Below are 25,314 nucleotides of genomic sequence, written 5' to 3' on the forward strand. Positions count from 1 at the left end.
GCGTGCTCCTTATTGATTCTCTTGCTTAGTGGTAACTTTCTCGATGCGTTTTTCAAATTCACCTTTAATCACCCGGTCAATATAGATACCCGGCGTGTGAATTTGGCTTGGCTCTAGCTCCCCTGGCTCAACAATTTCTTCAACTTCAAGAACCGTAATTTTGCCAGCGGTTGCTGCCATCGGGTTAAAGTTCATCGCCGTATGACGATAAATGCAGTTACCATAACGATCTGCTTTCCACGCTTTAACTATCGCAAAGTCGCCAGTAATGCTTGGCTCCAATAAATAGTCACGACCATTAATATTGCGGGTTTCTTTACCGTCAGCCACCGGAGTACCCACGCCAGTTGCGGTATAAAATGCAGGAATGCCCGCGCCGCCAGCTCGCATTTTTTCAGCTAAGGTGCCTTGTGGTGTGAGCTCTACTTCCAGTTCACCATTTAATAGTTGCTGCTCAAATAGCGCGTTTTCACCAACGTAAGAGGCAACCATCTTGCTGATTTGCTTATCTTCAAGTAGCACACCTAAACCAAAACCATCCACACCACAGTTATTCGATACCACGGTTAAATCTCGGGTGCCTTGACGTTTAATTTGCGCAATCAGTCCTTCAGGAATACCGCATAAACCAAAACCACCGGCTATCACTGTCATGCCATCTTCAAGGCCAGCCATCGCTTCGCTATAACTTGTAACTACTTTATCAAAACCTGCCATTGGCTCCTCCTATTGTGCAGTCCAACCGCCATCAATGGCGATTGCTTGGGCGGTAATATTGCGTGCTGCATCGGCCATTAAAAAACTAACGGTATGCAGGATCTCATCTAAGCCGATAAATGCTTTTTTCGGCATCGGTGCTAGCATAATCGTGTCGATCACTTGTTGCTCAGAAATGCCATGTTCTTTGGCTTGCGAGGCAATTTGTTGCTCAACAAGCGGCGTTTTTACATACGCTGGGCACACGGTATTAATCGTGATATTGGCATCGCCAGTTTCAAGTGCCATGGTTTTAGCAAAGCCGATTAAGCCATGTTTTGCAGCGATATAAGCCGACTTATATTTAGATGCCACCATGGCATGGATTGAACCAATATTAATGATACGACCAAAATCTTGCTCACGCATGCGAGGGAGTACCGCCTTGGTCATCATCGCCGGGCCAACGAGCATAACTTGCTGTAAGAATTGCCATTTATCAGCAGGAAAATCTTCAAGCTTCGCAACGTGCTGAATACCCGCATTATTAATAAGTACATCAATTGGCTGATTAAGCTCAGTAAAAAATTGCTCTATTGCATCACTATCTGCCACATTAAGTGCATACCCTTCAGCGCTGCCGCCTTCTTCAACAATGCCTGCTGCCGCTTGTTGTGCTGCTTGCTGATTTAAATCAGTCACAATAATAGTGTGACCTTGCATCGCCAGTTGCTGGGCAACATATAGACCAATACCACTGGCTGCACCGGTAATTAAAACTGTTTTGCTCATCGGGTTACTCCTCTAAAAACTCACTGATAAGCTGCGCTTTCGGGGCGATTGAGAAAAGACCATCAAGGTGTCCCCAGCCCCCTTCAATTTCTGAAATCTCAACGTCTTTACCTGCCGCTTTCATGGTGTCAAACACAGTACGCATGTTTTCAGGACGAAGCAGTAAGTCGTTCGTTGCAGGTAGCAATAATGTTTTGGCAGAGACATTTTTAAGTGCCGTTGTTAAATCGCTCTGCATACCAGCGGTAAATAATTGTGATGCCCGGACCAAATAAAGTACATGGTTTGCATCTTGGGTTTTCGCTCGTGCCATTGCGCGCTGAGCGAGTACTTGGTTTAACTTAGGCAAGGTGCGAATGTCTTTTAACGCACCTTCATCCAAAACGTTAAAGTCTGGGAAGCTCGCGTTGTAAATAATTGGATGCATCGCATCTTGCGTAATATTAAGCATGGTTGCCGCTAAACCATCTAATGGGCGCTCTTTGCCGTAGTAATTACCTTGCTGCCAGTTTTTATCTAGACGAATTGGTAGCGCCCATTTTTCAAGTGCAGCGACTGTCCATGCATCCATCGTTGCAGCGCCAATCACATGAATTAAGCGCTCAACTTTATCTGGGTAACGTGTTGCCCACTCAAGTGCTTGAAACGACCCCATTGATGCGCCCATCACAGCATGTAACTTAGTGATACCTAGGCTGTCGAGTAAACGCTTTTGCACATTCACAAAGTCAGTAATCGTAACCACAGGGAAATCCAAACCATAAGGTTTACCTGTTTTTGGATTAGTTGACGCAGGGCCTGTAGTGATGACATTCGGATCGTGCCAGTTGGCATTCACTAAGGTATCTGAGCTAATCACATAATATTTATTGGTATCGATAGCTTTACCTGGGCCGATAATCGCATCCCAATAACCCGGTAGGGCATCATCCGCTTTATATTTACCTGCGGCATGAGAAGTACCAGAGAAGTAATGTGTGATTAAAATCACGTTATCTTTATTGGCGTTTAGTTTTCCGTAACTTTCCCAGCCAATATCCACTTGCTCTAACGTCACACCAGACACGGTGGTAAAATCTTTTGTCGTAAAATGCTGCTTTTCCACCAGCATGGTGTCGGCTTTGTTTGCAGCGCCAAACGCGGTGCTACTAAATACAACCAGCCATAGCAAAATTATTAATTTGGTTTTCATTGCTGTTCCTTAAAAGAAAATAAAGAGTCCGAGTGCCAATGCGACACCGATAAGCGGAATGACCGCAGTCAGCGCTGCCATTGACCAATACGCTCGTTGATGCGTTTCTTTACAGATAGCGCGTATTGTTGTGACCACATAACCATTATGCGGCAAGGTATCGAGGGCTCCAGAGCTAATTGCCACTACACGGTGCAGTTGTTCAGGGTTTACACCCATGTCTAAATAACCCGGTGCGACAAGCGGTAATGCAATGGCTTGCCCGCCAGAAGCAGAACCAGTTAAACCAGCGATTACACTCACTGCCACGGCTGCACCAAGTAGTTCATTACCCGGCATATGGGTCATCACATCGACAGCGGCGGTAAATGCCGGTGATACTTTCGCCACAGCGCCAAAACCAACCACAGCAGCGGTATTACCGATTGCCACTAAAGCGCCGGTTGTACCAACATTAATCGCGTTACCCATATCGTGAAAATGCTTGAAGTTAATAATCACAATACTCAATACGCCACCAAGCAAGGCAACTATCAGAGCCGTCTGCTGTAAAATATCGTGCAATGCAAATGACAGAACTAATACCACAATCAGTGGGATCACACCCGTGATTGGATGCGGACGACGGCGCTCAATAATCACAGGATCATCATCACGTGCTTCAAAGGTTTCGCCGTTAGCAACGGCTTTTTTGATCATCTTGTTTAGCCAAAAATAACCTGCTGTCGCCATGAAAATAGCGACCACTAAGCTCACTTCCCATGCTGCATAAGGCGATGTGCCAAGGTGCTTAACCGGGATCCAGTTTTGAATTTCTGGCGAACCTGCCGAAGTCATGGTAAAGGTCACCGAACCAAATGCCAGCGTTGCTGGAATAAAGCGGCGCGGTAAGTTTGCATCTTTAAACAGACTTAATGCCATTGGATAAACAGAAAACGCAACGATAAAGACGCTCACGCCACCGTAGGTTAAAACTGCACAGGCAATCACAACCGCAAGAACGGCGTGCTTCATACCTAGTTTACCCACAATGTAGCTTGCAACACTGTCAGCAGCACCGGTGTCTTCCATAAACTTACCGAATAACGACCCCAGTAAGAACATAAAGAACCACGCACTTAAGAAGCCTGCAAAGCCATCCATATAGGCGTTAATAAAGTTTGTATCTGCCGATACAGGGAAAATGGCCATGCCACTACTAAGTGCAACTAATAGTGCACAGATTGGCGCAGCGATAAATAAATTTACCCCACGCAGCGTTAAAATGATCAGCAGTATTAAACCGCCTAACAGTCCTATCATGCTCAGCATAGACATTCCTATAATTATTGTTATTACACAGATGAGGTGACATCGGAATAATGCTTTCAGTCTTACCCTAAGCGTTCAAAAAATACATAACACTAAGGTACTATCTGCTTTAAAAATAGCTTAATTGCTTGATAAATAAAGGGCTGTGGCGGGTATAGCACTATGGTACTAATTCAATTTCTGCAACTATCTTCTACATTAACTGACAGGTGACACGGGCAAATCTTATTCAGTCTTCGGCAACATCAATGTGAGTGGCCATAAGACTAATGACAACAATAACAAGGAATACAACATGATAAAGCTTAACCCAAAAGTCGCGCCACTTACTCTGGCTGTATCACTTGCTTTGGCAGGTGTCAGTGCTCAAGCGGCAGAACAAGCCGAACCTGCAGCAAAAAAAGGTGAACTTGAACGTATTCAGGTAACAGCACGTAAAACTGTTGAAAACCTGCAAGAAGTGCCAGTCGCAGTCACTTCAATTGGTGCTGAAGAGTTGGCTGAAAATGGCATCGTCGTCATGACCGAAGTTCAACAGTTCTCGCCAAATACCACCTTGCAAGCAAGTCGTGGTACTAACTCTACAATTACTGCGTTTATTCGTGGTGTAGGTCAGCAAGATCCACTTTGGGGCTATGAGCCGGGTGTCGGTATCTATATTGATGATGTTTATCTTGCTCGCCCACAAGGTGCCGTGCTTGATCTGCTTGATGTGCAACAAATCGAAGTATTACGCGGCCCACAAGGGACGCTTTACGGTAAAAATACCATCGGTGGTGCCATTAAATACGTCACCAAAGAAATGAGCGGTGATGCCACGTTAAATATACAAGGCACTGTAGGTAGCTATAACCAAAAAGATTTAAAAATTACTGGCCAATTACCGATTGTTGACGAAAAACTTTACGTTGGGTTTGGTTTTGCAACGCTTAACCGTGATGGCTTTGGCGAGTTTTTAACGTCTTCTCTTGATAACCAAGACCGCGAAAACTACAACAAAGATGTAACCGCAGCACGCGTTACTCTCGAATACACACCGACTGATGACCTTTTCTTCCGCTTAGCGTGGGATAAAACAGAAGACAAATCAAACGCAAAAGGTGGTTACCGTTTACTACCAAGTATTCTTACTGATGCACCTGTTCCAGACAGCGTGTATGACTCATACACCAGCTTACCAACATGGAACAAAGTTGAACTTGAAGGTTACAGCCTAACTGCTCGCTGGGATATGACTGACAGCACTAGCATTAAATATGTCGGTTCAAGCCGTGAGAGCTACTCACCAACCAATATCGACTTTGATAACACGTCACTGCAAATTTTCGATGTACCTGCTATTTACGATGATGAGCAAACCACTCACGAATTACAGCTAAATCATCAAGGCGATAACTACAAACTGGTTTCGGGTCTTTACTACTATGATGGTGAATCTTGCGGTCAATTTGAGGCTATTCTAGGTATCTTAGGTCAAAGCCTAGGTGCACCAGGCCTAACTCGTGAAGTAAGCGGCTGTAGTAACTCAAACAGTAAAGCAGCGTATATCCAAAGCTCAATTGATTTAACCGATAAATGGTCAATGACACTCGGCGCGCGTTACACCAAAGACAAAAAAGAAGCACAGGTTAACAACGGCCTAATCTTTGACATTGTTTACCCTGAGTCAGGTTGGGTGCCAGGTTACACTCGCCCAGAAGGTCAGCTTGTACCAACGGTACTCGATGATGAAGAAGAATGGTCACGCTTCACACCACGTGCAGGTGTTGAATATCAGTATTCAAACGACATCATGTTCTTTGCAAGTTATGCGCAAGGCTTTAAGTCAGGTACTTTCAACCCACGTGCAACTACTGCAGAGCCAGCTGCAAAACCAGAAATCGTTGATTCATTCGAAATCGGTATGAAGAGTGAGTGGAACAATAACTTACGTGCAAACGTCACTTTATTCACCCTTGACCATAAAGACCGTCAATACATTTCAGTATTACCGGGCGACAGCGCAGCAGATCTAAACCAACGCTTAGGTAACATTGGTGAGTCAACATCAGATGGTATCGAGCTTGAACTAAACTATGTAGCATCAGAATCACTCAGCTTTGATGCGTCAGTGGGTTACATCGATAGTAGCTTTGATAACGTGATTGATTACGACCCAGTGACTGGTGAGCAATTTGATAAATCAGATCGCTTTAGTGTATCAAACACACCTGATTTAACCTTTAATCTGGGTGCAACGTACCGCATGTACACAGAAATGGGTGACTTTGTTGTCAATGGTAACTACTACTACCGTGGTGACTACGCGCTATTCGAAGAAGATAGTCTACTAACGCAAGATGCTTACGGTATCTTCAATATGGGTATTACTTGGTACAGCACAGATGGTCACTGGACTGCAGGTCTTTACGGTAAAAACTTAACGGACGAAGAGTACATGATTGGTGGTTACCAGTTCGTGGCACCTGATCCAACAGACCCAACAGATACCAGCAAATACACCCCAGGTTTAGGTGGTGATAATACGCTAATTGGTTACTACGGCGACCCTCGCACTGTAGCCTTCACTGTTGGTTACCGTTTCTAAAATAGAATCTAAATCCTTGTGTGAGAAAAGGTTTGTCTGAAACTTCCCCTCAGGCAAACCTTGTTTCAAAAGGCAAAATCACTTATAACATAACGCATTGGAGAATCGAGGGAATGTCTTTAGCTGTGAACACCATAATCGCCGATGATCACCCGTTATTTAGAAGTGCGCTGCGTCAAGCTGCCGCGACATCAGTGCCAGAAGAACATATTAAAGAAACCAGTGACATTGATGGTTTGTTTACACTGTTAAGCGCTCACCCTGAGATTGAACTAATATTTTTAGACCTCACCATCCCAGGTGCAAATGGCCTACAAGCCCTTTCGCAACTGCGTAACCACTACCCTGATATCTTAGTGATTATGGTCTCTGCCAATGAGACACCAGCCATAATCAAACAAGCCATGAGCCTTGGCGCTGCAGGCTATATTCCGAAGTCATCTTCTTTAGATGTCATCAGTGAAGCAATTAGTCATGTACTCAATGGCGACACTTGGTTACCACCTGAAGTAGATTTAACTGATGTGGTGATCAACGACGAACAAAGCGAATTTGCTCGTAACCTCGAAAAACTAACTCCGCAGCAATACCGCGTACTTGCAATGATTGCCGACGGCTTATTGAATAAACAAATCGCCTTCGAAATGTCGATTCAAGAAACCACAATCAAACAACATGTGTCAGCGATTTTACGTAAACTCAATGTCTATAACCGCACCCAAGCAGGCATTTTATTTAATCAACTTTCACAGGTTGGCAAAATCGAAGAAAGCTAATTTAAGCATTCACTCCCAGGTTTAAATTGAAATTCCCATAAATGGGAATTCTTACATCACGGAAAATCACAAAAGACTTAGAATTCATAAAGTTAAACTTTGGCATACTCCTCGCTTTAGTGCTCATCATTAAAAACAATCTAAGTAAAAAATAATAGATTCAAATGAACACTAAGGACAACATCGTGTACACAGCTTGCAAAAAACTTGGCAAAAAATTAATCCTTCCAACGATTGCTCTTCTATCCACTTTGAGTACCTTTTCTGCACATGCAGATGAGCTCGACCAATGGCTGGTTGAGTTAATGCAAAAAAGGCATATTCCAGGACTACAACTCGCTGTTGTGCAAAATAATAAAATAACGAAAGTTGCCAGCTACGGAGTTGCAAATATAGAAGATAATATCGCCGTTGATGCCGACACTTTATTTGTGATTAATTCCGCAACTAAAGCCTTCGTTGGTGTCGCACTGATGCAACTTGTTGAGCAAAAGAAGTTAGACCTTAATGCACCTATTGGCACTTACCTACCAGAACTGCCAGCTCAGTGGCATGCTATAACAACAAGAGAATTAATGAGCCATACATCAGGTTTACCTGACATCATAAAAGATGAAATTGCTAATCTAATCTCAGATCAAGGGCCTGATGATGCATGGCAACAAGTACAAACTAAACCATTAGAATTCGAAACCGGCACCCGTTTTAAATATAACCAAACAAACTACGTCATTATCGGTCAGTTAATTAATAAGTTATCTGGGATGCCATTTCAGCAATTCATAGCAAAAAAACAATTACAACAAACTGAAATGAACAGAACACTTGAAGCGGGCTTTGCTAATCTCAATAACGTTGTCAAACATTCAGCTAGACGATACGAAAAGCATGGTAATGAGCTTATAAATTCAAGAGAAGCTATTTTCTCGCCAATGCTACAAACAGCCGCGGGCATGGCCTCAACAGCAACTGAGATAGCAAATTGGCTAGTGGCATTACAAACTAATCAGCTTATTAGTGCACAAAGTATTCAGCAAATGTGGACTCCGACTCGACTAAAAAATGGTCATACTCAAGGCTTTAATCAACGCGTAAATGGCTACAGTATTGGCTGGCCAGTTATGGGACGAGAAGAACACCCGGCATTAGCTGCAATAGGTGGTAACAGAGCCGGTATCTTTGTTTACCCAGAAGATAATATGTCGATAGTGATCTTAACCAACTTGATTGGCGCAATGCCATCGCAATTTGTAGATGAAATAGCAAGCTTTTATATTCCTGAAATGAAACAAGAAAATGGCTTTGGTTTAGCGAAAAATATTAAACGCTTATGGCAAGTTCTTGAAGTGCAAGGCTATGAAAATGCAATTACAGCTGCCGCTCAATTAACTAAAGATGAGCAAGTTCAATTTACTGAAAACGATATTAACTTATGGGGTTACTCGCTTATTAACCAAAATAAACTCAATGAAGCGTTAGCGATTTTTAAACTTAATACGCACCTTTACCCACATAGTTACAATACTTTTGATAGCTTAGCAGAGGCATACTGGTACCTCGGTGATCTAAAGCAAGCAACCGCCAATTATAACCATGTGTTAAAGCTTAAACCTGATAACGCACATGCTAAAAAGCAACTAGCTAAGCTTGCAAAGCTGATGGAGTAAACAACACATTATTGGTTATCCCACTTTTGATTGTATTAATCCCAGAAGTGGGAAAAACCATTTCCTCCACCAAATACAAAACCATTAAAATCAACACCTTAACAATTGGCACAAAACTCGCCTTAGCTATTCCATGATTATTTAATTTTATCAGTATCATGGATTTAGACAGCACACTAAAACGCAAACCTCAGCAATCAAAAGCTAAAAAATGGCTTATGGCTGCAGCCATTGGCGTGTCGGCTCTTGGCGCTTTAATGGTGTATCAATGGGCTACACCCACCGTGGTTGCTGCAAGCCAACTGCAAATTGCAACCGTAGAACAAGCCGATTTTGTGGTGAAAATACGTGGCTTTGGCCGTTTAAAGCCAAAGTATCAACGTTACTTAACCAATACCGACACCGCAATGGTCGAAGCTATCCATGTATACCCCGGCACTATCGTTAAAAAAGACACGGTGATTTTAAGCCTCGTCAACCCACAGCAAGCGCAGCGTTTATCGGTCGCTCGACTAGAGCTTGCTCGCCAAAAAGCCAGTGTTAATGAGCAAAAAATTAATCAGCAAAGTGAGCTACTTGAGCGCCAAGCAAATCTCGCCATATTAAAAAGTGAGCTGCAAAGCGCAGAGCTTAGAGTCGATGCCGAAAGCAAACTGATCGAGCAAGGAATTGTTTCAAGCCTCGATTACAAACGAAGCATGCTAAACGTTGCACAGCTTACAGAGCGCGTAAGTATCGAGCAGCAACGCCTCGCTCAGCTCAAAGAAATGCACTTACAACGCAACAAAATACAGCAAGAACTATTAAGCCAATTTGAGCTTAATTATCAGGTTGAACAACAGGCTTTTGATCAGCTGCAAATAACAGCAGGCATCGATGGCATGCTGCAAGAATTGAATGTTGAACTTGGTCAAAACCTCGTGCCGGGTACCCGCCTTGCGGTGGTTGGCTCAAATAAAGCACTCAAAGCAGAGCTAAGCGTTAAGCAAGCTGATGCCGAAAAAGTGGCACTCAATATGGCAGCGAAAGTTAACACTTTTAGCCAAGCAGACCACGGTGAAGTTGATGCCAAAGTCACCCGAATTGACCCTATTGTTACCGATGGCCGAGTTATCATCGAACTTGATTTACAAGGCACACTGCCTGCCAATGCCCGCCCAGATTTGAGCATTGAAGGCTATGTCGTTAGCAACATTATTCCTGATGCGTTAACCATTAACGTGCCACAAAAAGCACAAGCACACAGCGAAGCCACGCTGTTTAAACTTAATCCAAATACCCAGTTAGCAACGCCAACCAATATCGAATTTGGTACACTCAGTGACAATCAAATTCAACTTTTGAGCGGTGCCACCGTGGGCGAACAGCTGATCATTTCAGACCTTTCTAAATGGCAGCATTTGGCAACAATAAAAATCGAACAGGACAGTTTATGAAAACCAACACGCTTATCTCATTAAACAAAATCGCCAAAGTTTATCGCGGCCAAAATGTTGAAACCTATGCATTAAAAGACATCAGCCTGAATATTAACCAAGGTGACTATATCTGTATTAGCGGCCCATCTGGCTGTGGTAAATCGACGCTTCTGTCATTATTAGGCTTACTCGATAGCCCAACTGCTGGCGATTATTTCATTAAAGAAGTCGATACAAAAACCCTCGATATGGATCAGCAAGCTGAACTAAGAAACCTTCATATTGGTTTTATATTTCAGTCGTTTAACCTAATTGATGAATTATCTGTTTTTGACAACGTGGCACTGCCGCTCACTTACCGAGAGCCAGCCATGAGCCCAAACGAAATTGAGCTTGCGGTAAAACAAGCCCTTGATGAAGTTGAGATGGGCCACCGTGCTCAGCATAAACCAAACCAATTATCCGGTGGTCAGCAACAGCGTATTGCTATTGCCCGCGCACTGGCTGGCAAGCCAAGCATTTTATTGGTGGATGAGCCAACTGGTAACTTAGATTCAAAAAATGGTGATGCCGTCATGGACTTGCTTGATGAGCTGAATAAAAAAGGCACCACGATTTGTATGGTAACCCATGATTTACGTTATGCCGGACGTGCAAAGACGCAACTTAAATTGCTAGATGGTGAAATTGTTTCCTACTCTGAAGCACGCCAAGCACCTAGCAGCGACACTGCTGAGCAAGTACTCGAAAGCGCCGAGGTGATGTAATGAAATTAACCAAAACACGCGCCCAACTAAGCTTAGCGTGGGCATCATTAATGAATGCACCGGGCTTTGTGACAGCGGTTATCGCAACGCTTGCTTTAACTCTTGCCACCTTATTTGTGGTGCTTAGCCTTGTTAACAGCTACTTTTTAAAGCCCCTTGATGTGTACGATGAAAGCCGCATGGTGGTGGTTGAGCAATCACTTACTTATGATGACTACGATGCCACCGGCTTTCAAAGCTATCAATCGATGGTGCATTGGCTTAAGCATAATCAAAGCTTTGAACAAAGTATGATGATCAATGCGGGTGAGCAAATCTTTGCAAACCTTGATGGCGAGCCTAAAGAGCCTGTGCTGTATGTTGGCGGCAACTACTTTGACTTATTAAACACGCCATTTTTAATGGGACAGGGTTTTGACCTTGGAGAAACGCTAGAAACACCTGATGACCGCGTTGTTATCTCTGCTAACTTTTGGCGCAAGCATTACAACAGCGACCCGAACATTATTGGTAAAACACTCTCAGTCATGGCGGGTGAAACCGATTATGTTCACCGTATCGTCGGTGTTGTTGATGACTCATTCAGCCCCCCTTACATGTTTAAAGCAAGCGATGTTGAAGTGTGGTTTCCATCAAGTGCGGACCGCCGTTTCTTTCACAATGATGATTGGCAAAGCCCGTGGACAAACACTTTTAAAAACCTAAAACTGATTGCCGTTTTAAAGCCCGGGGTCACCATAGATCAAGTTAAAGTCGATTTAAAACAGCAAATTGATACGGTTAAATCAGAGTGGCTAAATAACGGGGGGATAACCGATGTAAAACCTGAAGTAACTCCTTATCGTGACGTTGAGCTGGGTAATAACGATGACTTAAGCTTAATGATGTTAGCCGGTGCAGTAGGGCTACTGATTATTGCAGTACTTAACGTCAGTACTTTATTCTTCTCGCGCGCTCTTGCTCAACATAAAACCCTCGCCTTGCAGGCGGTGTTAGGTGCTAAACGCAGCACGTTATTTAAAAGTATCTTTTTACAGTCACTAATTTTAATGACCTTATCGGTAAGCATTGCACTGTTTTTATCGGTATGGGGCATACGTTTATTTAAAGTATTGGCAGAAGGCCGATTACCACTGGTTAACAGCTTGGCGGTTGATAGCACGTTGGTCATTGTTGCCATCATACTGTGTATTGCTCTTGCTTATATTTTCTCTGTAATTACAGCGCGTTTGGTGAATTACAAAACCCTAAATACGCAAATGCAGAACAGTGGAAAAGGCGGGGTTTCGCAGGTATCTGGCCGTACAGTGCGTATTTTAATTGGCTCACAAATGTTTGTTGCCGCGCTGCTTGTGAGTTTTTCGGTGATGGTAGTCAGTAAAGCCATGGGCACGATTAACCGCCCACTCGGCAGTGATACCGAAAACCTTTATTTTGCCAACCTGTTCCAGCCAAATAATCAAATGTCATTGGCGGAGCGCTACGAACATATGCTGCAATACAAGCAGGTTTTGCTTGATAGCCAAGGCATTGATGATGTTGCCCTGGGTCACAGCCCAGTATCAGCAAGACAAAATGCCAACACCCTGACTGATGTAAACGGTAAAAGCTCAATTTTCTTCCCTAGTCAGTGGGTAGGGCCTGATTACTTTGCGTTAGTTAACACCAAAATTCTCGCTGGCCGCACCTTTAGCGAACAAGCCATACGTGGTGAAACCAACGAGATACTTGTCTCGGTCAGCGTTGCAGAGAACTTATTACCAGGCCAAGATTATCGAAATATCATCGGCAAGAGCTACCAAGGCTTAGAAGAAAAGATGTATGAAGTGGTGGGTGTAACCGAAGATTTTAATCACCCTAAATACTACGATGAGTCGTTTGGTCGTCACATTTGGTGGCCAGCAACACCGTATAGCTACATGTTTACTATCAAAGCTTCTGAAGGTGTTAAGCTAACAAATAAACAAATACTTAATACGCTAAAAGAAAAGAACAGCGACCTAACCATGTGGCAGTTTAATGACCTGCAACAAGAGTACGACAATTTACTGTATATGAGCCGACTGACTGTGGTTCTATGTAGTACCTTAGCGCTATTTACTCTATTATTAGCAGCAATCGGTATCTTTGGGGTACTAAGCTACAACCTAGGTCTGCGCCGTTATGAGTTTGGTATTCGTATGGCATTAGGTGCGAAAAAAGCGCGCTTATTCAAGCTGATGAGTGTTGAAGCTATTATCCCTGTGCTCATTGGCTTTGCGGTTGCACTTGCTGTGGTAATGATGGGTTTTTACATGTTACAAGGCCAGCTAATGTCTTGGCTGATACTTGATGTAAGACTGCAATTACTTGCTTGGAGTATTACCTTATGTATTGCGCTATTCGCTTGCTTTAGACCTTTGGTTTTACTACTTAAAGCAAAACCTATGGCCGCACTACGTAACGATTAACAGCACAAAATGGTGGCTTAAGTTTTAGCTTAAGCTGCCTCAACAGGATAACAAGAAAACATCATGGACAAAATATTAGTCATAGACGATCAAGCTGATGTGCGTCTGGCTGCTACTGTTGCATTACAACAATTGGGCTTACATTGCCTTGAGGCCGAAGGCCCTGAACATGCCCTTGAGTTATTAAAATCAGAGCACATTAGCCTGATTTTGCTCGATATGAACTACAAGCTCGACACCACCTCAGGTGAAGAGGGGTTACGCTTTTTAAAGCAACTAAATCAATTAGGTTCGACCATACCTGTCATTGTCATGACCGCATGGGCCAGTATTGATGTTGCCGTTAAAGCCATGCAATTAGGGGCTGTCGACTTTGTTGAAAAGCCATGGAATAACTTACGCTTAACCGCCGTTGTACAACAACAACTCAAGCTCAAGCAAAGTAATCACGACAATGCCTGTTTAAAGGCGCTTACCAGCGACACACAGGCCCACTACATAGCCCACTCAGAAATCATGCAACTGTTGCTTGCCAAAGCTGAGCGCGCAGCAAAAACCGATGCCAGTATTTTAATTACCGGCGAAAATGGCACTGGCAAAAGCTTATTGGCACATTATATTCATCAGCATTCACTCAGAAGTGATAAACGTTATGTAAGCGTGAATGTTGGCGCCATTGCCCCGACGCTATTCGAAAGCGAATTATTTGGCCATAAGAAAGGCGCTTTCACTGATGCCAAAGAAGACCGCTTAGGACGATTTGAAATTGCCGAAGGCGGCACCTTATTTTTAGATGAAATTGCGACTTTAAGCCTTGAGCTACAAAGTAAAATGCTGCGTGTGCTAGAAAGCAAAGAATTTGAAGTGCTCGGCTCAAGCCAAACCAAAACCGCCGATGTTCGCATTATTTCTGCTACCAATAGTGAATTAGCTACGGCCATTGAGCAGGGTGAATTCCGCCGTGACTTATTATTTAGACTCAATACTATTGAACTGCACATTCCACCGCTTCGCGACAGAAAAGACGACATCGCTCCCTTAGCTGAACACTTGTTGTTAGTGCATGGTAAAAAATACCAACGAGCGAATATGGCGCTCAGTGTTGATGCTCTACAGGCGCTAAAAAATTATAGCTGGCCTGGTAATATTCGTGAGCTAAGTCACTGCATTGAACGCGCGGTGATCATGAGCGATAACAACAATATTCAAGCCAATGACCTCATTTTAGATCAACCAAGTTGCGAGCAACCGAATAGTAATGCGGAACAAGCTTTGCCACTATTGCCCCTTGAAGAGCTTGAAAAACAGATGATTCAAAAAGCGCTGCTGCAATTTAATGGCAATGTTATCGCCGCAGGAGAGTTTTTAGGATTAAGTAAATCGGCTATTTATCGTCGCATTGATAAACATCAGCTCGATTTAAAAGAAGTAGAACGCTAAATGAGTAGTAAGTTGTCGTTAGAGCAGCGTATTCGACGCTATTTTTATATGGTTATAGCGCTGCTATTAACGCTTGGTATTGCCCTTTCGCTCAGCTTAAAACTAGATTGGTTTGCCAGTATCAGTCTATTATTGCCGTTTATCGGGATAAGCACTTTTGCTTTAATTAAAAGCTACCGTGTGATCACCGATGTGGTTGAACGCTTTGGTCTGCAACTAGATGCACTGGCAAATGACGAAAGTAATAGTTGGCATTTAGCGTCTTATCAAAGTGGACGAGTCGCAGCGCTTAAGCAAGATTTTGCCAAGCTCAGCAATAAAATAGCCAAGAACAAACGCCATTACATGCAAACAGAAGAGTTTGTTTTTGAGTTTGCCAGCATGCTGGACTTACCCATCGTTATACTAGACCCCCATGGCTTAATTTACTTTAGTAATAAGGCGTTTATAAACAGTATTAGTCATCGCCAAATTGAAGGTAAATCGGCCAGCGACTTAGGCATTGCTCTGCATGATGGCGAATGGCAACAAAACAGTGACTCACTGTTTAAACAACGCTTTCAAATCTCATCGCAGACTTTTTGGCGGACCGGCAGAAACTTTGAATTACTAACCTTCTTTTCAATTGAGCAACAGCTTCGCGATAACGAACAACTTGTATGGCAACGTTTGATTCGAGTGTTAAATCATGAAGTGCGTAACTCACTCACGCCGATTTATTCAATGAGTCAATCATTGCAAACCCTTAAGCGCCAAGGACAAATTAGCAGTCACGATGATCTCGCCCAAGATATGTTGCAAGTTATAGAAAAACGCGCTCAACACTTGCTTGATTTTGTAGCCAGTTACAGTGCGTTTGCCAAGCTACCACCTGCACAAAAACAAGCAATTAGTAGCGAGCAATTAAACACACGTTTAAGCGCTATCTTTCCTGAACTAGTGATAAATAGCAGCGAAGAGTTACATGTTAATGCCGATTTCGGTCAGCTAGAACAAGCGTTGATCAACCTGATAAAAAATGCTTTTGAAGCTGGCAGCAATTCTGCCCCTAGCCTCACTTGGTCAAGACAAGGTGATAACTTAAATATTGCAATTAGCGACCAAGGTTGTGGTATTCAAAACCCCGATAACTTGTTCGTGCCATTTTACTCAACCAAGGCAAATGGCACAGGTATAGGACTTGTGATCACCCGAGAACTTGTGCGCAACCAAGGCTTTGAGTTATCAATAAACTCAAAACCCCAGCAAGGCACAGAAGCTACAATTACGGTGCCCAGCTAACTTATTTTACAAATGTGGCTTTCACTCGCTTAGATAAAAGCATATAAGGTCCCCAGATCACAGCTTGAATAAGCCCTCTGAAAATCATCGTTTTCATTTCATCATCGAACACGTCGACATCAGGCACAATTAAACTAACCGCATAGGCATCGAGAGCAATAAACGCTAATCCACCAAATAATATCGCTAAGTACCAACTTACAAATGCTTTCTTATGCTTAAAAAACAACACAATTAAATAAAGCGAAGCTAAAAATAGTGCTGCATTAAACACCATTTCAATGATCAGTAAAGGCTCCCAAAGTGGATGATACATATCACCAAATTGCGATGTTAAGCGTTGCCACATCTCGGTCGTGAAAATGGGTTTAAAGGTATTTATTGATTCGATAAATACTCTAAAAGGGCTGAGTACCACACCTATCGCCACAAGAATAAGCCAACCTTTTATGCCAACTAAGTCATCATTTTCGGGGCTTTTAGCTTCTGGTGTTTCGATTTTATTTTGTTGTTTTGCTTCTTCCATGAGTTGTCCTTATTATTTTTATTTCTTCTACTATACGCTTATTTTTTAATAAAATTCACAAAAAACAGATTGTTGCGCTTTCAGAAAAACCACGCTATGTTTATTTTTTAAACTACGGAAGGTCATAAAAATGAAAAACGCCATAAAACCCATCGTATTAGCAACGTCACTTATTCTAGTCACAGCCTGTAATTCAACGGCCCCTATTAATAAAACAGCAACGACAGCGATTAACCAAGAAAAATTTAGCCAATTTCATCAGTATGATGAAAAATCAAATATCACACTTGAGTACACTGACTACGGGCAAATATTAAATGCCTCGGTGATTGATTTAGGTATGTCAGACCGCTATCGCATTTCAAATAATACGAGCAAAATAGGCACACGATTATCATCTAACCCTAAACCGTCTACCGCAACAGAAGCAAACCGCTTTTATTATGATTCGTACAGAAAGAATCCTCAGATGAAGCAAGACTTGCAAATAGTGCAAGAAAATATGGCCGACCTGCCAAACAAGGTGAATTTAAGTAACTTACCAAAATCAGAGTTACTCGCTTACTGGCTCAACCTCTATAACGTGACAGTACTCAATGAACTAGTTCAGCAATATCCTGTTAAAAACCTAACGAGGCTATTAAACGAAGAACCAAGCTTTTTTGATAAGCCGCGCTTTAACTTTAATGGTAACCAGTATTCATTAAACGATATTGAGTACAACATTGTTGCACCGCTATTTAACAATGACCCGCTATTAATGTATGGCTACTATCGTGGCTACATTGGCAGCCCAAATTTACTAGACCACCCATATACAGCGAAAAATGTATTTGCAGCCCTGACCACCAATGCAGTGCAGTTTGTTAATTCAAACCGCGGCAGTGTGATAGGTAACCATAGCACTCGTGTTTCTTCTTTATACCTTGAAAAGAAAAACTATTTTCCTAACTTTGAAGAAGACTTAGCTGACCATCTTCAATCGCTAGTGATTCAAGAGCCAGATAAAGACCAAGTTGTGCAAAACCTCTCTTTTAGTATCGATAACTATGATATTACCGACATCCTAGGCAGTGATATGGAATATGGTGGAGGTAACGCGACAGTCGCCGATCCAAGCGTAATTGCCTGGGGCTGGGATAACACCTTCATGACATATGGAGATAACTTAACCAAAGAAGTCGGCCATGTAAGCCCGTTACGTCGCGAAATTTTGCAAAAAATCACGCAAAAATACTATGAAGTAAATACTCGCGTTGAAATAAAAGACTTACCAGCTAAAGAGTCTGAAGATAAATAATATAACCCTAAAGCGGCTCACCATGAGCCGCTTAGACTCACCACATCCTTACGAGACCTACACTATAAAAATTAATTTTTATTTGGCTCAAGCCGCGAAATTCAGTAATTTGTCATATAAAACTAAACGTAATTAGAAAATAACAATGAAATGGATGCACTTACAACTTAAGCTACTGGCTGTTTTTTTATTCTTTGTGAGCTGTTTTGCAGCCGCTGAAGAGTATCAGGTTGCGCCCGCAGCTAACTGGGTAAAACAACATAAGTTACTCATCCCTGAGATTCCTCGAGACCAAATACGAGACGGGACTTTCTACCTGATGCTCGACACTCAGTTTCAGGTATCTGAGCAAGCCCCACAGCAACGCTTTAATCGTACTGTAATGCAGGCGGTCAATCAGTCTGGGGTTGATTATATTAGCCAGCTGAATATTGATTTTGACCCAAATTATCAATATCTTACGCTCAATAGCTTAGGCATTATTCGTGACGGTCAATATATAGATAAACTAAATAGTGCCGAGCTACAGGTGTTACAACGCGAGACTGACTTAGCAAGTCGTATATACAACGGCACCTTAAGCCTAAATGTCATTATTGATGATATGCGGGTCATGGATATTTTAGATTACAGCTATACGGTTTCGGGGAGTAATCCGGTTTATCAACACTTCAGCACCATGCGCACACTAAACTGGTCGGTGCCGATAGTGCAGCAATTTATGCGGGTAAAGTGGCAAAAGCCTACGCCCTTATATATCAACTTTATGAATGGCGAGTCACCAGTTACTAAAACCAAGCTCGATACAGGTTTTGACTACCAAATTAGCCAACACAATGAGCCGACCATTCGCTCCGCAAGCGAAGTACCGCATTGGTATTCACCTTACAAGGAAGTGTATTTCTCTGAAGTAAATAATTGGCAAGAGGTGATCAATTGGTCGTTACCTTTGTACCAATCTGCCATCGAAGTAAGCCCTGCTATTGAAACAATTGCCCGTCAAATTAAGTTTCAACATACCGATTTAGAGTCTCAAATTGTTGCAGCCCTGCGCTTTAGCCAAGACGAAGTACGTTATTTAGGCCTAGAAATGGGCACTAACTCGCACCAGCCTACTCCTGCATCAGAAACCTTGGCACTGCGCTATGGCGACTGTAAAGACAAAACCGTCTTGCTCATTTCTTTACTTAAAGCGCTCGGCGTAGAGGCTCATCCAGCTTTAGTTAACACCGAAGACAGAAAACGTACTGCCAGCTTACCGGTCTCTCCTAGCTTGTTTGACCATGTGATTGTCACCTTAGAGCACCAAGGTAAACGCTATTGGCTTGATCCGACCATTTCGTACCAGCGCGGCGATTTAGCACATTTAGCTCAACCGAACTACGATGTAGCGTTAATCATAAAGCAAGGTGAAACAGGCTTTACTGATATGTTCACAGAGCCTGCCCTAAAACGCATACAGGTTTTTGATAGTTATCAGATCCCAGAAGGTATTGATGAGCCAGTTAGTTTCTCAACTCAATATAAATATGGCGACTTTGAAGCAATTAGCCGCCGCAGTTCAATCGCTGAAAACAGCTTAAAAAGCATAGAAGATGATTACCGCGAATATTATCAAGATACCTACAAGGGCTTAAAGACAGTCAAACCTATGCTGGTTGAATCTCCAGAAGACACCGGTCAGCTAATTACCAATGAGCACTATACTATTGATAACTTTTGGCGACCTAAGGGTAATGATTTTCAAAACGACTTTTACGCCAGTGAAATTCAAAACTCAGTTTATAAGCCGGAACAGCGAGAACGTAACAATGCACCAATGTGGTTTCGTTACCCAAATAATATCGAAACAACCATAAAGGTTACGTTTACGGATACTAATTGGCAGTTTAATGATGAGCAGGTCACAGTCGACAACCCATTTTTTCATCTCGAAAAACGCGTGACATTTAAAGACTCGGTGTTGACCTTATACTTTGATTACAGTGCTAAGCAGGATCATATTCCAGCCGATCAAATAGACCTTTATCTAAGCGAGCGTAAAAAACTCAATAACGCGACCCATTACGGCATCATTAAATACGGCACAAATAGCGCCAAAACCACACCAGCGGATGACGAAACCAACTGGTATAGCGTTTTTATTTTAAGTTACTTGGCGGCAATCATCTTTTTCATCGCGGCTTGGCGTATAGAAGCAAGTAACCGCCCAGTTTTTGCTGAGCAACAGTTCTACCCTGTCAGTAACAGTAAGTTTGTTATTTATAGCTTATTAAGCTTAGGAATATTCATTAACTACTGGAGCTATCGCAACTGGAAAGCGATAAAAGAGCAACAACAAAGCCATATTATGCCGATTGCCCGAGGGATATTTGCACCACTGTTTTTTATTCCGTTGTTACTTGAGCTTTGCAAGCACAGCGAGCAAACCTTTGGTAAAAATAAGATCATGCCCGTTGCGGTTGGGTTCGTGTTATGGCTGGCGATTATCATTTCTGAAGTCGTAAGCTATAACTGGGAATATGGTACTTGGCTGTTTTTAGTTACACCTATTCTATGGTTGCCACTGGTTAATTACATTCAAAACCTCAAGCAACCCGAACAGGCTCTTGAGTACCACTCTCAGTGGCGAGCGAGGCAGGTTATCATTTCGATATTCATGCTGCCTTGGTTATTTTATGGCTTAATTTATGAGCTATATTTGTTGCCAAGTTCAGCCATAGTAACCGGTGACAAGCTTTGGTCTTATCAAGTTAACTTTTTAAAAAGAAAAGAAATTATTCCTGCCAACGAGAGTGTACATTATTTTTATAGTGACGCATTTATCGATTTTAAAACTGATGGAAACGGCATCACAGAAAACACTATTTTTAGTTACTGGAAAAATGAGCAAGGTGTGCTCGAAAAAGATCAGCGCCGCTTTAGTGACATTAAAGAGCTCAACGTTGATTATGCTAAAAGCGCCCTACTCACCACCACGCTCACGGTCATTGACCACAATGGTGATGAAATGATGTTATTTCTGAGCCATGAAGATGACTTAGATAAGAAGTTTGTCGCTGAGGTAGAGCGCTTAATTAAAGCCAATACCCCAGCAACTGAGCAAAACGCAGATTAAGTCAGTCGCTTAATCATGCGTTTTAAGGCGGGCGCTTTCAGAGGCTTATAAAGCAATGGATAGCCCGCATCGAGCACTAACTCGCGTATGCCTTCATCATGATTCGCAGTATTAACGATGGCTGGTAAGCGTGTTAGTGCCGCTTGCTCAATCACTTCAAGTCCCGTTACCCCATCATCAAGCTGATAATCAATAATCAACAATTGCGGCAGGGCTTGGCTTGCCTTTAACTCCTCAAGCTCCACTAAGTTTGTGGCTGTTGAGATTTCACAGCCCCAATTTTCGAGTAGCTGCTTTAGTGCCTCTAACACATTGCGGTCATTATCAAGCAACCAAATACGCAATTGCCCCAGCTCGGTTTCTTGTGATGCCTCAGCGCCTTTCGCTTGCGCTGGCGCAGTACTCACTCTACAAGGTAGAGTTAGGGTAAATTGCGTGCCTTTACCAAGTTCAGACCCCATCACTAGCGGAATTTTAAGTAAGTCACATATACGTTTAGTGATTGCCAACCCTAAGCCTAACCCCTCGGCGCTTGGCTTTGCACCAAGCTGTTTAAACTCTTGGAAAATAGTTTGTTGATCGCTCGATGCAATACCAATCCCTGTGTCTTCAACAATAAAGGATACATGGTCATCGTCGTACTGCATTTTTAAGCGCACTTCACCTTGCTCGGTATAACGAATCGCATTACTCAAAAGGTTACGCAGCACTCTTCGCAGCAGCGCTTTGTCGGTATGCAGGCGCACATCACAAGTTTCAATAATAAACTTTAAGCCTTTTTCGCGGGCAAGGGCTTCGTAGTCATTTCGCAGTGGCTCAACCAACGAGCTGGCTGCAAACTCGCTCATTTGTACTTTAAACGAGCCTGAATCGAGCTTGGTTAACTCTAAAATACTCGATAACAACTCTTCGGCGCTGCCTAATGAATTCTTAATATTCATCGCCAGCTCTTTAAGTTCAGTGTCTTGGGCTTTTTCATTCATTAAAGAACAAAACAAGCTCGCAGCATTGAAAGGTTGCAGTAAATCATGGCTGGCAGCGGCAAAAAAGCGCGTTTTACTGACCGTTGCTTGCTCTGCCACTTGCTTTGCCATCGACAACTCTTGGTTTGCTTGAGTCAATGCCAAGGTGCGTGCTGCGACTTTTTCTTCAAGGCTAACATTTGCTTCGGTTAACGCTTTTTGTTGTTTTACGAACTCGGTAATGTCGGTATAGGTTGTTACAAAGCCGCCACCTGGCAGTGGGTTACCTTGCATTTCAAACACCCGGCCATCATTGTGCGAGCGCTGGTATTTATAAGCGCTGCCTTGGCGTAAATAGGCTAAGCGTTTTTCAACTTCGCTGGTCATGCTCTCGCCGCTAAATAAGCCGCGCTCGGCATTAAAACGAATAATGTCGGCAACCGGGCGGCCTATGTAAAGCGCATCATCGGGGTAGGCGAACATGTTTTTGTAGCCTTGGTTCCAAGCTACCAAGCGCAGCTCACTATCAACTACACTGATCCCTTGTTGAATGTTTTCGATTGTTGATTGCAGTAAGTCACGATTAAATTTAAGTACTTGGCTTGCTTCATCAACAAACTCGGCAACCTGCTCTAGAGGCTGGCGCTGCTCATTTTTGGCCACATCTAAAATAAGCCGTGCCGATGCGCCACCGATCACCGCAGACATCTCGCGCTCAACTAATAGTTCTAACTCAACATTGGCAGGACGTTTCCACTTACTTTTATCATCAGGAAAGTAATGATTTACCAACGACTGCGCCGCTTCTTTTTCGGCAAATCGCTGCATTAACGCACCTAGATCATGGTAACTCAAAGGCTGTAGATGATTACTCACTCGAGAATCACTAAGCTGCGACACAAACTTATTGCTCTGCAAACGTTCAGCTAAGGTTGCTCGACTAAATAACGGCACTAAGAAATACACTAAACAGTTCGCACCTAGCGATAGCAATAAAGCTTGGCTAATGCTTTCCATGCCTAATGAGAATAAGTCGGTTGGCGCTAACCAGCTTATTCCCCACGGTCCATTCACAAGCCATAAGCTATCGCTTCCTAAACCTCCGGCGATATTCGGTAGTAAAAGAGTGTATCCCCAAATAATAAAGCCGCTTAAAATCCCCAATTGCGCACCGCGACACGATGCTTGTCGCCACCATAAGCCTATGATCATGGCAGGCGAAAATTGCGCGACTAAGGTAAACGACATCAAACCCACATTGGCAAGGGTTGTACTTTCGCCCAGCACTCGGTGAGTGAAGTAACTAAGCAATAAAATCAATACGATAACGATTTTACGCGCATGTAATAGGTTATTTTTATCAAGCCCGCGACTACTCGATGTAAGTTGCGAGCGGCGTAAAATAAATTGGTTAATAAAGTCATTCGTGATCATCACTGAAAGCACAATTGATGACACAATCACCATACTGGTTGCCGCTGAAAAGCCGCCTAAAAAGGCTAATAACGCCACAAAAGCATCATCAGCCGCCATGGGTAAAGCCAATACAAAGGTGTCGTAGCCGACTTCTTGACCTTGAAAGTAAATTAATCCGGCATATGCAATCGGTAGAATAAACAGGTTAATAAGTAAGAGGTAAATCGGAAATAGCCAACGTGCCGAGGCCAGCTCTTTATCGTTATTTTTTTCGATAAAGCTCATGTGGAATTGTCTTGGCAAACATAAGGTTGCCAAAATACCAAGCAAAGTATGAGCAACATACACATAGGTTGGACTTTGTGTGGCCGCCACTTGCTGATCAATATTTAGGTCATGCGCTTTTTCAAACAGAGCCACTGGGCTGTCGAATAGAGCAAAGCATACATACAAACCCACCGCTAAAAACGCCAACAACTTAACCACAGATTCAAAGGCAATACTGGCAATCAAACCTGGATTATGTTCGCTGGGCTTTAACCGCCTTGCGCCGAATAAAATAGCAAACAGTGCCAATACAATCGTGATGTAAAAAGTGCTATCGGCCCATACTTCATGGCTTTGTGTGGCAGCACGATCGGTAAGTAAGTTGATACTTTGTGCAGTTGCACTTAGCTGTAAAGAGATATAGGGCACAATGGCAATCACTGAAATCAATGAAATGAGCCCAGACAAACTCGACGACTGACCATACCGAGTCGCAATAAAATCTGCCATTGAGGTAATTTTTTGCTGCCGACAAATATGCGCTATGCGGCAATAAACTTGCCAGCCAAAAATAAATAACAAAATAGTACCGGCATAGGTCGGAGCCAACCACCAACCGTTGTAAGCAGCTTGTGCTGTAGTACCAAAAAACGCCCAAGAGGTGCAATACACCCCAAGTGATAAACCATAGGTTAAGCCTTTAAAAGGCAATACTTTTCTTTTATCAGCCCAGCCTGCAACCGCAAATAAAATTGCCAGATATACAATTGCAAGAAGGCTTATTGACCAAATTGAGAACATCGCATGTGATTATTTTAATTGTTATAGCCCCAGCATAGTTTTTATTGCACGTAATTTACAGCCTAACTTTAGTGCTAATGCATTGTATAACTGAAGTTTAAAAAACAAACATAAAGAAATGAGAATTATTTTCAATTGAGTGTTGACAGATACGTAAATCTAATTGATAATCACTATCAACAAGACAATAAAGTGTTATGACTTGTTCGGAATAAACTGATTTGTTTCTCGACCCTGAAACACGTGTGGCCCACGATAAAGCTAAGATCGCCTGTTGCTAATCGCAACGCCCCTTGATATTGGCAACAGGTGATCGCCCTACTATTTTACTTGCTACATTGCTCATATCGGTGACGGTAGATATGAAACTCAAAAAGCCCTTACAGGGCTTTTTTTATGTCTAAAATTCGTACAAAACCTGCAAAACAAACTAAATGAGAATTATTTTCAAAAACATATTGACAGTACCGCAAACCTAATTGATAATTAATCTCAACAAGCCAAGCGAAGTATGATGACTTGTTCAGATTGAATTTGTTTCTCCCCA

At 42.7% G+C, this 25,314-nt stretch carries 16 protein-coding genes; 10 read left to right on the plus strand and 6 right to left on the minus strand.

Annotated elements, in window-relative coordinates; genetic code table 11:
- Positions 1 to 9 precede the first annotated feature (9 nt).
- Genes CWC28_RS12350 through CWC28_RS12365 form a run of 4 tightly spaced genes read right to left on the minus strand, consistent with a single transcriptional unit; the run spans position 10 to position 3,991 of the window.
- Positions 10 to 717 (minus strand): CoA transferase subunit A, encoded by a 708-nt coding sequence (locus CWC28_RS12350; protein ID WP_063527828.1) that lies wholly within the window; start codon positions 715 to 717, stop codon positions 10 to 12.
- 9 nt (positions 718 to 726) lie between these two features.
- On the minus strand, positions 727 to 1,488 hold the full coding sequence (locus CWC28_RS12355; protein WP_138625219.1) for a 3-hydroxybutyrate dehydrogenase: 762 nt from the start codon (positions 1,486 to 1,488) through the stop codon (positions 727 to 729).
- 4 nt (positions 1,489 to 1,492) lie between these two features.
- Complete coding sequence (locus CWC28_RS12360; RefSeq protein ID WP_105173895.1) at positions 1,493 to 2,680, minus strand: E22 family MetX-like putative esterase; 1,188 nt, start codon at positions 2,678 to 2,680, stop codon at positions 1,493 to 1,495.
- Positions 2,681 to 2,689: 9 nt separating this feature from the next.
- Positions 2,690 to 3,991, minus strand: a complete 1,302-nt coding sequence (locus CWC28_RS12365) for a GntP family permease (protein ID WP_105173894.1) — start codon at positions 3,989 to 3,991, stop codon at positions 2,690 to 2,692.
- Between the two features lie 295 nt (positions 3,992 to 4,286).
- On the opposite strand from CWC28_RS12365, the gene CWC28_RS12370 reads away from it, so the two are divergent.
- The 8 genes from CWC28_RS12370 (at position 4,287) to CWC28_RS12405 (ending at position 16,377) form a co-directional block, all read left to right on the plus strand.
- On the plus strand, positions 4,287 to 6,578 hold the full coding sequence (locus CWC28_RS12370; RefSeq protein WP_063700951.1) for a TonB-dependent receptor: 2,292 nt from the start codon (positions 4,287 to 4,289) through the stop codon (positions 6,576 to 6,578).
- A 113-nt stretch (positions 6,579 to 6,691) separates the two neighbouring features.
- A complete protein-coding gene (locus CWC28_RS12375; protein ID WP_054562939.1) occupies positions 6,692 to 7,354 on the plus strand; it encodes a response regulator transcription factor in 663 nt (220 codons plus the stop codon).
- A 164-nt stretch (positions 7,355 to 7,518) separates the two neighbouring features.
- The gene (locus tag CWC28_RS12380) at positions 7,519 to 9,021 is read left to right on the plus strand and encodes a serine hydrolase domain-containing protein (protein WP_138625220.1); all 1,503 of its coding nucleotides are present in this window, start codon (positions 7,519 to 7,521) and stop codon (positions 9,019 to 9,021) included.
- Between the two features lie 158 nt (positions 9,022 to 9,179).
- Positions 9,180 to 10,457: an efflux RND transporter periplasmic adaptor subunit gene (locus CWC28_RS12385; protein WP_105173893.1), complete on the plus strand. Its 1,278-nt coding sequence runs from the start codon at positions 9,180 to 9,182 to the stop codon at positions 10,455 to 10,457.
- Positions 10,454 to 11,206: an ABC transporter ATP-binding protein gene (locus tag CWC28_RS12390; RefSeq protein WP_105173892.1), complete on the plus strand. Its 753-nt coding sequence runs from the start codon at positions 10,454 to 10,456 to the stop codon at positions 11,204 to 11,206. The genes CWC28_RS12385 and CWC28_RS12390 overlap by 4 nt, the downstream gene beginning before the upstream one ends.
- Positions 11,206 to 13,656, plus strand: coding sequence for an ABC transporter permease (locus tag CWC28_RS12395; RefSeq protein ID WP_138625221.1), 2,451 nt, complete (start codon positions 11,206 to 11,208; stop codon positions 13,654 to 13,656). Before CWC28_RS12390 ends, CWC28_RS12395 begins: the two co-directional genes overlap by 1 nt.
- A 63-nt stretch (positions 13,657 to 13,719) precedes the next feature.
- A complete protein-coding gene (locus tag CWC28_RS12400; RefSeq protein ID WP_138625222.1) occupies positions 13,720 to 15,096 on the plus strand; it encodes a sigma-54-dependent transcriptional regulator in 1,377 nt (458 codons plus the stop codon).
- Entirely contained in the window at positions 15,097 to 16,377 is a 1,281-nt protein-coding gene (locus CWC28_RS12405) for a sensor histidine kinase (protein WP_063700939.1), read from the plus strand.
- Position 16,378: 1 nt separating this feature from the next.
- On the opposite strand, the gene CWC28_RS12410 is transcribed toward CWC28_RS12405, so the two are convergent.
- Positions 16,379 to 16,903 carry a DUF2569 domain-containing protein gene (locus CWC28_RS12410; protein WP_105173890.1) on the minus strand — a complete coding sequence of 175 codons (525 nt, stop codon included), beginning with the start codon at positions 16,901 to 16,903 and terminating at the stop codon, positions 16,379 to 16,381.
- Between the two features lie 130 nt (positions 16,904 to 17,033).
- On the opposite strand from CWC28_RS12410, the gene CWC28_RS12415 reads away from it, so the two are divergent.
- On the plus strand, positions 17,034 to 18,203 hold the full coding sequence (locus tag CWC28_RS12415) for a DUF547 domain-containing protein (RefSeq protein WP_063700935.1): 1,170 nt from the start codon (positions 17,034 to 17,036) through the stop codon (positions 18,201 to 18,203).
- A 145-nt stretch (positions 18,204 to 18,348) separates the two neighbouring features.
- Positions 18,349 to 21,321, plus strand: coding sequence for a DUF3857 domain-containing transglutaminase family protein (locus tag CWC28_RS12420; protein ID WP_138625223.1), 2,973 nt, complete (start codon positions 18,349 to 18,351; stop codon positions 21,319 to 21,321).
- Here CWC28_RS12420 and CWC28_RS12425 read toward each other — a convergent pair.
- Positions 21,318 to 24,767: a PAS domain-containing hybrid sensor histidine kinase/response regulator gene (locus tag CWC28_RS12425; RefSeq protein WP_105181008.1), complete on the minus strand. Its 3,450-nt coding sequence runs from the start codon at positions 24,765 to 24,767 to the stop codon at positions 21,318 to 21,320. The genes CWC28_RS12420 and CWC28_RS12425 overlap by 4 nt on opposite strands.
- Positions 24,768 to 25,314: the final 547 nt, after the last annotated feature.

The sequence above is a fragment of the Pseudoalteromonas sp. S4492 genome (assembly GCF_005886115.1).
GTDB classification, from domain to species: domain Bacteria; phylum Pseudomonadota; class Gammaproteobacteria; order Enterobacterales; family Alteromonadaceae; genus Pseudoalteromonas; species Pseudoalteromonas gelatinilytica.